Raw genomic sequence first — 12,662 nt, 5'->3', positions numbered from 1 at the left:
GCCATAAAAGACTCAATTACCAATTCTCTGTCCTTAATTGGCAAGATATGACTAATATCTATGCTATCGGTCTTAAAAATGATACCGTTAAAAAATTATTTAAGGTCGGTTAACAACCTCATTAAAAACAAGGAGACTGGTATGAACCGTCAGATATTTTTTACATTTTTCATCGTATCACTTGTTACAACACCATTATTTGGCATGCAATCAAGCTGGGATGCAGAGCAATACGACCGAGGTTCTGATGGACAATTTAACCACGGCCTAAAACTTCTTGAGCAAGCAGGCCTTGATACGGAGAGTGAAATATCAATACTTGATATAGGATGCGGAACCTGCAGACTTGCAGCGTACATGGCAAAAATTTTTCACAAGGGATCAGTTGTTGCTATAGACAACGATAAAGGCATGATTGAAAAATCAAATCAAAAGCAAACAGCAAGTCCACTCCCAAACCTTACTATTGAACTCAAAGATGCTCGCAATCTTGATTACCAAGAACAATTCGATGCCGCAATATCAGTACATTGCATTCACTGGTTTGACAATCTAGAGCAACTAGAAGCATTCTTAAGCGGCGTATACGCAAGCTTAAAACCAGGCGGCAAACTTCTTGCAGTATTTAACATCGATCACACAGAATCATACCCAATTCCTGTGCTCAAAGGTGCACGCGAAATAACAGAATTGCCACAATGGAAGAAGTACTATGAAGGGAAGAAAGTTTTAGCTAACAGCATTCCTATTGAACAATATCAAGAAAGCCTTGCTCACGCAGGCTTCTTGGGAAAAGTTTTTATCCAAAATTCTGGCACAGTGAAATTAACCCCTGAAATGCGCATGGCAACCATTTTTGCAATTCCTTTAGGACAAGCAATTCCACAAGAACGCAGAGAAGAATTTTCACGCGACGTTCTTGCAAAGCTTGAAGAGCACGGAACAAAAAACCCTGACGGAACCTATAATCAGGGTCTTGATTGTGGAATCATAATCGCTCAAAAACCACTTAGATAAAAGCTGTAAAAATTTACGGGGGTTTGGTTATAACTCACCAAACCCCCGTAGGTAAAAAGCACTCAAACGTCTTGGAGTTGTATGAAACATCATATATTTTTTTTGATTTTTATCGTATTGCTCAAAATAAGTTCTCTTTATGGAGCAAGTATTAATACCTCCAAGCAATTTCAAATTGGCTTACAAATTTTAGAAACAATTAGCTTTGCAGGATCAGAACATCTCTTAAACATAAGTTATGCTCAAGAAGATTTAAGTGCTTATATTGCGCGAAACCTTCTCCCTCAAGGGTTGGTTTTGAGCATAGAACCGAATGAAAAATTGGCAGAAAAAACAACGCTCGACTACTCTGGAATCAATAATTTACACATTGTTTCTATGGACGCATTTTTCTTCGATTTCCGCAAAAGCTTAGATCTTATTTTATCGATATTTCCCGATGACTGGCTTAAAGCCAATAAATCAATAAAAGAAGTCCTGGGATGCATTGCACAAAGCTTAAAATCTGGCGGCGCGTTGTATCTTTGTTTAGATATAAGGAATGCAAACAAGCGCGCTTTTATTATGCAAACATTGATCGAATCAAGCGAATATGAACATGTTTGTTATGAGCATAATGATCAAGAAAAATTTTACTTAATTACAGCTCAAAAAAAGTAATTTTGTTTTTATTTTGTATAAGGGGATTTAAAAAGTATATGAATTACTTACTGCCAGTCTGGCCAATAAACAGCGAACCGCGTGATCGTCGTTGCTGAATATCCCACTCAAAGAGTGGTTCAATAAGATCTTCAAGATCACCTTCCATCACCAAGTCAAGCTTTTTGAGGGTCACTTCGGTACGATGGTCGGAAACACGGTTTTGGGGGAAGTTATAAGTTCGAATTTTTTCTGATCGTTCGCCAGTGCCAACCTGTTGCTTACGTGCAGCACTTTCTTGCGCTTCATGCTTTGCACGTTCAGCTTCATAAATACGGGCCTGCAAGACCTTCATAGCCTTAGCTTTGTTTTTTGTTTGTGACCGCTCGTCTTGGCAGGTCACCACAACACCCGTTGGAATGTGAGTGATACGGATTGCAGAGTCGGTAGTATTAACGTGCTGTCCACCAGCTCCACTGGAGCGGTAGGTATCAATACGCAAATCACTTGGATTAATTTGCACATCAACGTCATCAACTTCAGGCATTACTGCAACGGTAACGGTTGAAGTATGGACACGACCAGCGGTTTCGGTTTTTGGAACACGCTGAACACGATGTACACCTGATTCAAATTTGAAATGCTTAAAGCCGCGCTTACCCTTGATATGCATGATGAGTTCTTTAAAACCACCAAGATCGGTTGTACTACAGTCAACAACTGAAACTTCCCAATTTTTGGAGAGTGCATAGTTTTGGTACATGCGATACAAATCGGCTGCAAACAAAGCCGCTTCTTGTCCACCAGCTCCAGCGCGAATTTCGATAAAAACTGAACGTTCATCTCGATCATCAGCTGGGTACAAAAGATCTTCGAGTTCTCGATTGAGCTTTTTGATTTTTAACTCAAGTTGTTGATTTTCTTCTTCATACAATTGTCGCATCTCACCAGATTCTTGTTCAATCTGCTTCTTGTTACTATCAAACTCATTTTGAGCAGCAACAATTTGCTTGTGAGCTTCAAGGACATGCCCATATTGTGACGCCTGTTTCTGAAAAGTAGCGCGTTGTCGTTGCTCCAATGCAGGGTCTACAAGCTTTGCAATGAGCTCATCATATTCTTTTTGAAGAAGTATCCAATCCAACATAAGTCTTATACTCGGTGATTTTAATGAGAAAAATAGCTAAGGCAACAGCGTTATTACGCTATTGCCCCATAACTTACAACACAAGATAAACAGTATTGCTGCTTATTTCTTGGTAAAGCGCTTTTGAAATTTCTCAATACGACCAGCAGTGTCGATAAACTTCTGCTGCCCTGTATAATAGGGATGGCATTGGGAACAGATATCAACTGAAATTTTTTCATCTGTTGATATTGAATCAAAGGCGCTGCCGCATACGCAACGAACACTGATTGCATGTATTTGTGGATGAATTTCGCTCTTCATGCCGCTAAACCTCTACTTGATACCTTTTTGCTTCTGCTTCTCTTTTAACTCATCAATAAAGAGATTCGGTCGAGCTTGAACCCCCCGTTCTTGGGCAAGATAGCACGAAGCAAAGTCAGACCATAAAATAATATTAAAAAGTTGCTCCTCAAAAGTATCACCCAAAATAGGCGATTTGTAAAGGACAACCCCCTTTTCATAGAGTAATTCACTTGCGGCATCTAGAGCAATATCAAGGTGAGCAGGCAGAAAACTGGTCTCACACAGCATCACCAGAGGCTTTTGAGCAAATTGAGTAAACCCCACAATCAGGTTATGACAAACTTCAGGAAAGGAGCCAAAAACGGCCGCCACTTTACTATTTTCATTAAACTGGGTTTGGGATCTGTAGGCAACCGCATCGGTATACCCCTCAATACCCCATATATGAAAGCTATCATACCCTTTGGCCTTATTAATAAAGTCTTCAAAAAATGATTCATTTGAGAATTTTGATAAATAGGTACTAGCGTGTTTATAGAAAGCATCAAAAATTTGCTTACCGGGAAGAAGATTCATTTCTTCAAAAAGGCAGCATAAAAAGCCTAAAATTATTCCAAGCGCCGAACGTGGAGTTGATGACTCAGGAATGAGGGTAAAGGGAATATTGCGCAACTGAGCAATTTCAGCCGCTCTTCCGCCATGCGCAAGAACAAATAAAGGAACATGCCGATCAGAAAGTAGCTTGAGAACATCGAGTGTTTCCCAGGTGTTCCCAGAGTAGGAAATAACAATGGCAAGCGTTTGCGAATCAACATAGCTTGGCATTGTTGGACCAGCAACAACATGCACAGGAATTTCTGAGCGCTGATCAAAAAAAGTTTTAAAAATTCTGCCTGCAATACCGGAGCCACCCATACCAACGAACACAATTTTCTTTGGGGCTCTGGGTAGAACGTTTACATACAATTTATGGAAATCAGCTGCAAGCTCATATCCATCATTTAATTTTTTTGTCCAAAGCATTAATTCATTAAACATACAAAAATACCTTTTATTTTTGAAGATTCATTTCTCGACCAAAATTATATCCGGGATTAATTTTCATGTGGAGGTAGCTACGATCATATTGAACAAATTGAGTAATACCAGTTTTTTTCAAAAATTGGTGTATTTGCTCTGTTCCAATCACAACATCTTGCTCATCAGATTTTAACTCAACTTCGATAAACGAGCCAATACCAGGCAACGTATCTAACGCTATTTCAAAATCTTCAAAACGGTATATTTTACGCTCTTTGGTAAATTCAAATTGCTCAATAAAACCAATTGACTCAAAGAAAAAGGTTAGATTTTTTTTCGTTAACTGCAATGCTTGGCCAAGATTATTTTCAAAATTACGATAACCTTTTTCTTGCAACCAAGTGGCTAAGATTTTACTGGAATCAGGTGAACTTAAATCAATTTCAAACTCGTCTCGAGATACTGTTCTGTTTTGATCGTCAACATGACAAACTTTGCTACAAAATAAATCCTTATGAGCTTGACCTATTATTTTTGAACGCAAACGCATCGTGATATGAGCATCATTGAAACCGTCTTTATGATTAAAGAAAAATGAATTTTTGGGATTATTTAAATATACTTCTTCGTGATGTTCAATACCATCAAAAGTCGCATGAGTCTCTAGCCACATTTCAAATGCAGTACGGCTTGCTTGCTCAAGCGTAAATTTTATTTCAATCTCTTTTTTCATTGCACTCACGCTTGTTATAAACATAAAACAGCTTAAAAATAACGTATACCAATTTTTCATAATCAAAATCCTTTCAAATTTTTTAAAATAAAAAAGTGGGAGTAACCAGCACACAGCCAACCACTCCCACTTTTTTAAACTCGTTTGTTAATTTATGCAAGTCTAATTTTTTGCATCAAATAATCCACATCGATTACGCACCTTTAATCTTACTAATCCCTATTTCTTGCATCAATGCCTTGGCATCGTTACGCACCTCTTCAGGAGCCGACTTGGCTAATTTATTAAGTACTTGGGCCGCTTCGTCTTTTTGGCCAACGTAGAACTGGCACTTTGCAATGTGCAACGGCAAGTATGGCAACTCTCCAGGCTGTGTTGCTTTTAAGCACTGCTCAAACAATGGCAACGCCTGTGCATACTCTTTGCAATTGAGAAGCGTTTGTGCATAGTTGTGCATATAAACAAGATTGTTTGGTTCTTTTGCATAAGATTTTTGAAAATAGCCGCGTGCTTGATCATAGTGAGCAAGTCCATAATGTGCACATCCAAGTTGAAACTCAGCATCCAGATAATCTTTATTTAACTTTTCAAATGATTGAAGTGCTTCTGTAAAATTTCCAGCTTCGATGTGCAAAGTACCTTTGAGATACTGCGCTTCATCATCGGGCTGATCACCTGCAAGAGCACTTTCGTAGCTCTTAAGTGCTTCTTCGCGCTTACCTTGAAGTTGGTAAATTTTGCCAAGATGTTTATGAGCCGAGCTGTAGTAAGGGCGAAAATCAAGTGCTTGTCTAAAACATTCAGCAGCAGTTTCATGATTTTGTTGCGAAATGTGCAAAATACCAAGATTATGGAACATCTCTGGATGAGCTTCACCAATATCCATTGCTCGAGCATAGTGCTTGAGTGCTGTTTCAAAGTCGTTTCTCATTTGATAAATTGAAGCCAAATTGACATGTGGTTCACCATAATTTCCATCGCATTCAATGGCTTTATCAAATTCTTTAAGAGCTCCCTCAAGATCACCCTTTTCGTACATCGCTGTTGCCAAATTATTATGGCCACGTGCTTTGGTTGGAGCATTATCTACTGCCGCTTGCCAAAAGTTCAAATCTGAACTCCAAACTTTATTTTGTTGATTTGATGCAAATCCAATGCATGACAACATCAAAAGGCCAACCGAAACCTGCGTTATGTGTTTGTTTATAACCACGTCTGATCCTTTCACCATATGAACAATAAATTCAATACCACGCGTAAAGACAACCGCAAGTGCAAACATTGCACCAAACGACGCAAGATATGTTTTATAATCACATATCAATTCAGTTGATGGAAAAATGCTGGTACGTGGCAACATTGCTACCAGAAACCATGCAAATGCAAATGCCCAAAGATCAGCCTTGTTTTCCATCCAACGCTTAAAAGTCCACCATGCTAAAGAAATCAAAATTGTTGCAGGAACAATAACATCCATGCTGAACAATGATTTTGCAAGCCGCATATCGTAATCAAAGCTAATGCGGAATGGCCAGACAAAAATAAGCATGTAGTGAAGCATTACTTTGAACTGAGAAATCAGATACGAAAATGTACTGATGTAGACTTCTGGATTTCCTGTAAGAACATTGCCGCGGTTATTGCGCAAAGGAGTACCAACCAAATGAGCAACATACCCTGGACGAATACCCATGTAAGCAAGCGTGCCAAAAAGAACCGCAAAATAACCTGCATGTATCCACAATCGCGTTTTAAACTTTTCCCAGTCACCTTGAGCCAGAAAAAACCAATCAACCAAAACAAGCAGCACTGGAAGTACAATAATAATTTCTTTGGTTCCTGCTGCAAATGATGTTCCAAGGTAAGAAATTACAAGCCACCCAGTGCGGCGATTGGCTTGTTCACTGTGCACACTGGCAACAAATGTTGCGACCACAAAGAACGCAAATAAAGCAACTAAGCCCTCTAAGCGCATTTGAGTGATATATGTTGCGGTTTGCGTTTGTACCGGATGCAGTAAAAAGAGTCCCGCTGTGAGCAATGAGATTACATAAGCATTATTCTGTATGAACTCATTACGTGTAAAACGACTGAGTAAACTGAGAAGCGTATAAAAAATCATCAAACCAATAGCAATATGTATTCCTAAATCGATAACACGATACATAAATGGATCGGTCTGCCAGTAGTGATAGGTGAACTGATTGAGTATACGAGAAATCCAACGAGTGTTGGCAAAAAACATTCCAATCGGGTCAAAAACGCGAATATGAAAATACTGGATAATGGTTGGAAAATCATCGAAAATAAATCCGTAAAACAATGATGAATAGTAGACCAGAATTGTCATGAAACTCATAAGTAGCGGAATCCCAAACTTTTGAGTATTTGAATACGCTTTCTCTTGAGCGTATGCTTCATGCTTACTCATTACATACTCCTTCTTGTAAAGTAATTTTTACAATATTCCAAAACGTTAACTACGTGAGCACTCTCACGCTATTTTTTTGTTTTGTTTTTGGGTAGTATTTGCAGTTTGTTTTGTTGCAGGCTGCTTATCTTCTGACTTTGGTGTATGTGCCGCAAAAGCTTGCTTTAAATCAGACAACCGAATACTTCCATTTCCCTCAGTTACTTTTTGCTGCAACGTCATACGCGTAATTTCGTTTTGCACCATTTTTTTGAAATCTTCTGGAGGATTACGCTTAAGGGTGTCTTCCAAAAATGACAGCGCATCATCATGGCGTTGGAGCTGCTCAAGACAATTTGCAACTCTAAAAAATGATTGTGGTAAAGGACGAGGAAGCGTTGCAACTTTTTCAAACAAAGCAAGTGCTCGCTCGAAATCTTTTTTAATGAAATAGGTTTCACCTAAATTATAAGCATAACGCCCATCAAGTGGATAATCGCGTACCAATTTTTCATAAAGCGTTTCAGCTTTATCATGCTGATTAACCATAAAGTAGGCATTAGCTAGGTTAAACCAGAGTGACTGATCATTAAAACCTTGTTGCGCAACAAACTCAAATGCCTGAATAGCTTCAGCATATTTTTGAACTTTAAGACTCATTTGACCAAATTTGTAGAAAACTTCAGGATTATCTAAATCACCTTCAACAGCACGCTTTAGAAACTGCCAAGCTTCTTCCGGCCTGCCTTGCTCTTCGTGCATACGAGCCAAGTTGTAATAGGCTTTTCCATAATATGGTCGAAGCTGAATTGCAGCATTCAAATAACGCTCAGCATCATCGTATTGTTTTTTTTGTAGAAGCAATGTTCCTAAATTGTTATACGCTTCGGGATAGTTAGGACAAATATGAATAGCAACTTCAAGAGACTCAATAGCTTTATCAAGGTCACCCTTCATCGAATAAGCAACCGCAATGTTACTCAATGGATCGGAATAGAGTGCGTCAAGATCAATAGCTTTTTTGTATGCAGCAAGCGCTTCATCAATTTTTCCAGCCTCTGAATAAGCAACACCCAAGTTATTATGAACACGGGCTTTACCTGGTGCCTTTACCGCATTGTCTTCCCAAAAAGCAACACAAGTTTCCCATACTTTATTACGTGAATATGCTGAAAGGGCAATAGGAACCATCAATAACGAAAAGACTGCCAGCTGGAGCTGTTTGTCTGCAAAACGAGGCTCAACATTTTGAAAGTAACTGATTGCTTTGCGTACAGCAAAAACAAAAATAACTGCCAAAATAAATAACACTCCCACTGAAGAAAGATACGTCTTGTAATCACAGGCAAGTTCTGGTGAAGGAATAATTGTTGCACGAGGAGCAATGCTTATTAAAAACCAAAAAAGACCAAAGGCAAAAAAGGTGTACTCTTTTTTAAAGATACAACGAAGAGCGGTACCCACTAAGCTTAACAATACCAAAAATGGAAAAATAACATCGGGACTAAAAAATCTGGTTGCCAACTTCCAGTCATATTCAACACTGATATTGAATGGCCAAACAAACATAAAAATGTAGTGAACAACTACCTTAAATTCTGAAATTAAATAATGGAAAGGAGTAATGACATCAAATGCACGTTGGGTCAAAATATTACCGCGATTATTCCCGGTTGAAAGCTTCATGCTCAGAGCATCAACGGCAAATTTTGCACCCATGTAGTGCGCCATGAGGCCTGCAAAGAAAAGATCAAAAGTAATATGAAGCCATAGGCGTTGTTTAAAATTGCTCCAGTTTTCTTCCGCCAAGAAGAACCAGTCGATTAAGAAAAGCAAAAACGGCAAAACAACAACAATTTCTTTTGTTCCACAAGATAAAAATCCAAAAAAGAAAAAGCTTGCGATCAGTATTCCGCGAGCCACAATGCTTGGTGTGGTCATTGCTCGAACAAATAGATAGAGCGTTGCCAAAATAAAAAGACTCGCGAGCCCTTCAAGTCGTGCTTGGATCACATAAGAAACTGTTTGCGTTTGTACTGGATGGAGCAAGAAAAAAGCCGCTGTACAGAAAGCTATATATAAACGATTTTCATAAAAAAACGGTTTTGATTTTAAATACTTGCACAGGTCTTGAATAAGAAAATAAAGCAGAACGCCTGCTGCAATATGAATAATCAAATTAAAAAGACGATATGAAAATGGGTCGAATCCTCCAATTTGATAGTTAACGGTATTAAGCCACTCCCCTACCCAGCGAGAACTTCCCCACCATCTGCTGAATGGATTATCAAAACGTATAGCAAACTTTTTAGAGATATTTGCTATATCGTCAAACTGAAAGGGATAGGTTAGTGATGGCAGATAAAGAAGTGTTGTAAAGAGGGCCAAAATTCCCGGCGGTAACAACGAATACCAAAATTGTTGGATTTTAGAAGATTCGCCAGTCCCATGACGGCGCACTTTAGCATTCTGAAGACTCATACGCTCTCCTTTTTTAAAGCTTATCGGTCATACATGCTTACTAGATCTAGGCGCAGTTTTCCAAACAACGCCTCACCTCGAACGGGTGTTGCATACAGCATTCTAGTCCAAAAATAGGAGTTGGTGAACAAAAAAATATTACAACTCCTAAAACTATTGTATTTGACCGTCTTTTCAATATTTTTTATTTTAGAGGGGATGACTCGATTTATAAATCAAAGGATACACGATGACAACTTCAAACAACCTAATGCAAGTACTCAATTTAATCGCCACGCTCTTTCCAGTTTTTCTTCTTGTTTTTACCTTTAAAGGATTCTTTCAAGCCCTTGCAGCCAAACTGATGGGAGACAGTACAGCTGAAGATGAAGGGTTTTTAACACTTAATCCACTTGCACATGTTGATATTGCAGGGCTATCAATTGTTTTGATTGTCTTTTTTTTACTTGGTGCACTTTTGGGCGAAAAGATTCCACGCGGAATTCTTTTTATTATGCTCATAACGCTTGGCGTTCGCTGGACCATTCCGGTTCCAATCAATGATAACAATTTTAAGAACTATCGATTAGGCGGAATTTTAACGGCACTTTCAGGATCTCTTGGAAATTTTGTTTTAGCTTTTTGCGCAACCCTTGCAATCAAAGCAGTTTTTGCATGTGGATTTCCACGTTACGCACTCGTTTCTCTTCTTGAAATTTTGAAATCACTCATGAGCGTTGCAATCTTTTTTGGATTACTCGACCTTATCCCTCTACCTCCTTTTGATGGCGGACGCATTTTGCACTACGTGCTCCCTTATTCTCAACAACACATTGTTGCATGGCTTGAGCAGTACGCGCTTTATATTCTACTTATTTTATTTTTTGCCCCTGGAGTGAGTACACTATTTTTAAACGGAATTGCTACTTTGGGCTCACTCATCGAACACCTGTTTTTTCTGATTGTTTTTTAATAATTTTAAACACAAGCACCAGCTTGTATAAACGGGGTACGCTATGATGTCAGGATTTATCGACCTTTTTGCAAGCATGGCAATCATGCTTCCAGCATTTTTAATTGCACTCACCTTTCATGAATTTTGCCACGCACTTGCTGCAACCGCTTTAGGGGACTCAACCGCAAAACGCGCAGGGCGTCTGACACTTAACCCAATGGCGCATATCGACCCGCTTGGCATGCTTTTCCTCCTTCTCTTTCGCATTGGATGGGCAAAGCCTGTTCCTTTTAACCAGCACAATTTTAAATATCCCAAATTTTACTCAATTTTAACGGCGCTTGCGGGCCCATGCTCAAATCTATTACTCGCTTTTGTATCCTTTACTTGCATAAAACATTTCCCAACTCATCTGGTATCAGATGCAGTTGCTTTGAGTTTTTTGCAAATACTTGAGGCACTTGCGTACATCAATGTCATGCTTGGAATTTTTAATGTGCTCCCTATTCCACCCCTTGACGGAAGCCATCTGATTATTGCCTTTTTAAGCGAAAAATACCCCGCGGTTGTTTTGTGGATTCACCGCTACGCCTTGTTTATTTTGTTATTTGTGTTTATCTTCCCTCCAACCAGAATGCTGCTGACCAGTACCATTTTGACCTGTGCACAATGGCTTAAAGGGCTGGTCTTTTAACCCTGATTTTTCAATAAAGAAAAGAAAGTTTTTACTATGGACGACAGAATAAAAAAAGAGCTGGCAATTATAAAAAATGGTGCTGTAACCGTACTACCCGAAGATGCTTTGCTCAAAAAGCTTGCACGTAATAAACCGCTCAAAATTAAACTCGGTATGGACCCAACTGCTCCAGACCTTCATCTAGGTCACGCAGTGGTGCTGTGCAAAATGAGAGATTTTCAAGATCTTGGCCACGAAGTTATTTTCTTGATTGGTGACTACACCACAAAAATTGGAGACCCAACCGGACGATCAAAAACTCGCCCACCACTCACCGATGAAGAAATTGCAAAAAATGCGCAAACCTACTATCAGCAAGTAGCCAAAATTCTTGACCCAGCAAAAACTACCTTGCGCTACAACAGCGAGTGGCTGGCCAAACTTTCGTTTGCTGACGTCATTAAATTGTGTGGTAAGGTAACCGTTGCGCAAATTATTGAACGAGACGACTTTAAAAAGCGACTCAACGAAAATGTATCAATCAGCATGCATGAGCTTTTGTACCCACTTTGCCAAGGCTACGACTCCGTAGCGCTGGAAGCAGATGTTGAACTGGGCGGAACTGACCAAACATTTAACTTGCTCATGGGACGACACCTGCAAGAAGAATTTGGGCAAGAGGCTCAAGTTATTTTAACCATGCCTATTCTAGAAGGGCTTGATGGCGTTCAAAAAATGTCCAAAAGCTTTGGTAACTATGTTGGGCTCTGGGAACCGGCAAACGAAGCATTTGGCAAACTCATGTCAATTTCTGATGACCTTATGTGGCGTTATTTCCATCTGCTCCTGAGCAAGACACTGGATGATCTCACCCAGATGCAACAAGCAGTTACCGCCGGCGCCTTGCACCCTATGGTTTTGAAAAAAGATATGGCGCAACAGATTGTTGCTCGCTTCTGGTCTGCTGACCAAGCACAGGCTGCCCGAACAACCTTTGAAGAAATGTTTCAAAAACAAGATTTCTCAAACGCTCAAGAAGTTATACTTCCAACCACTCTTGCAAACCCTGTGTGGATTGTTGAACTGCTCAAAGCACTGGGAGCTGTTTCTGGATCTTCTGATGCTAAGCGCTTAATTGAATCAGGTGCTGTTTCGCTTAATGGAGAGGTTATTAAAGAATTCAAGGCCGAAGTAAGTTGTCACTCCAGCATGATTGTTCGAGTTGGAAAGCATAGAATTTATAAGATTAAGTAAGCTATTATCAGCATATTTTTGGTTGTTACATTAATTTTACTTGCGACTAATCCAAGCTTTGCGCCA

The 12,662-nt window shown here is 39.4% G+C and carries 11 protein-coding genes; 5 read left to right on the top strand and 6 right to left on the bottom strand.

Translation table 11 applies throughout. The annotated features are described in order from the left end of the window. The first annotated feature begins 141 nt into the window (after positions 1-141). Both JST56_06775 and JST56_06770 read left to right on the top strand, forming a co-directional pair. Positions 142-1,017 (top strand): methyltransferase domain-containing protein, encoded by an 876-nt coding sequence (locus JST56_06775; protein MBS1988661.1) that lies wholly within the window; start codon positions 142-144, stop codon positions 1,015-1,017. A gap of 81 nt (positions 1,018-1,098) precedes the next feature. Next, positions 1,099-1,677, top strand: coding sequence for a hypothetical protein (locus tag JST56_06770; GenBank protein MBS1988660.1), 579 nt, complete (start codon positions 1,099-1,101; stop codon positions 1,675-1,677). Between the two features lie 43 nt (positions 1,678-1,720). On the opposite strand, the gene prfA is transcribed toward JST56_06770, so the two are convergent. The 6 genes from prfA to JST56_06740 form a co-directional block, all read right to left on the bottom strand. Next, complete coding sequence (prfA, locus tag JST56_06765) at positions 1,721-2,803, bottom strand: peptide chain release factor 1 (protein MBS1988659.1); 1,083 nt, start codon at positions 2,801-2,803, stop codon at positions 1,721-1,723. Between the two features lie 102 nt (positions 2,804-2,905). Beyond that, on the bottom strand, positions 2,906-3,106 hold the full coding sequence (rpmE, locus tag JST56_06760) for a 50S ribosomal protein L31 (protein MBS1988658.1): 201 nt from the start codon (positions 3,104-3,106) through the stop codon (positions 2,906-2,908). 12 nt (positions 3,107-3,118) lie between these two features. Further along, entirely contained in the window at positions 3,119-4,126 is a 1,008-nt protein-coding gene (locus JST56_06755) for an SIS domain-containing protein (protein MBS1988657.1), read from the bottom strand. A 13-nt stretch (positions 4,127-4,139) separates the two neighbouring features. Continuing rightward, the gene (locus tag JST56_06750) at positions 4,140-4,901 is read right to left on the bottom strand and encodes a CYTH domain-containing protein (protein MBS1988656.1); all 762 of its coding nucleotides are present in this window, start codon (positions 4,899-4,901) and stop codon (positions 4,140-4,142) included. 133 nt (positions 4,902-5,034) lie between these two features. Then, entirely contained in the window at positions 5,035-7,272 is a 2,238-nt protein-coding gene (locus JST56_06745; protein ID MBS1988655.1) for a tetratricopeptide repeat protein, read from the bottom strand. 63 nt (positions 7,273-7,335) lie between these two features. Continuing rightward, positions 7,336-9,732: a tetratricopeptide repeat protein gene (locus JST56_06740; GenBank protein ID MBS1988654.1), complete on the bottom strand. Its 2,397-nt coding sequence runs from the start codon at positions 9,730-9,732 to the stop codon at positions 7,336-7,338. Positions 9,733-9,961: 229 nt separating this feature from the next. On the opposite strand from JST56_06740, the gene JST56_06735 reads away from it, so the two are divergent. Genes JST56_06735 through JST56_06725 form a run of 3 tightly spaced genes read left to right on the top strand, consistent with a single transcriptional unit; the run spans position 9,962 to position 12,596 of the window. Continuing rightward, positions 9,962-10,684 (top strand): site-2 protease family protein, encoded by a 723-nt coding sequence (locus tag JST56_06735; GenBank protein ID MBS1988653.1) that lies wholly within the window; start codon positions 9,962-9,964, stop codon positions 10,682-10,684. A 43-nt stretch (positions 10,685-10,727) separates the two neighbouring features. After that, the gene (locus tag JST56_06730; GenBank protein MBS1988652.1) at positions 10,728-11,360 is read left to right on the top strand and encodes a site-2 protease family protein; all 633 of its coding nucleotides are present in this window, start codon (positions 10,728-10,730) and stop codon (positions 11,358-11,360) included. Positions 11,361-11,396: 36 nt separating this feature from the next. Further along, positions 11,397-12,596 carry a tyrosine--tRNA ligase gene (locus JST56_06725; protein MBS1988651.1) on the top strand — a complete coding sequence of 400 codons (1,200 nt, stop codon included), beginning with the start codon at positions 11,397-11,399 and terminating at the stop codon, positions 12,594-12,596. Positions 12,597-12,662 lie beyond the last annotated feature (66 nt).

The sequence above is a fragment of the Candidatus Dependentiae bacterium genome, assembly GCA_018266175.1.
Classification (GTDB): domain Bacteria; phylum Babelota; class Babeliae; order Babelales; family RVW-14; genus JAFEAY01.
The sequence above is the reverse complement of the archived record's forward strand: the minus strand, read 5'-3'. Positions and strand labels throughout refer to the sequence as shown.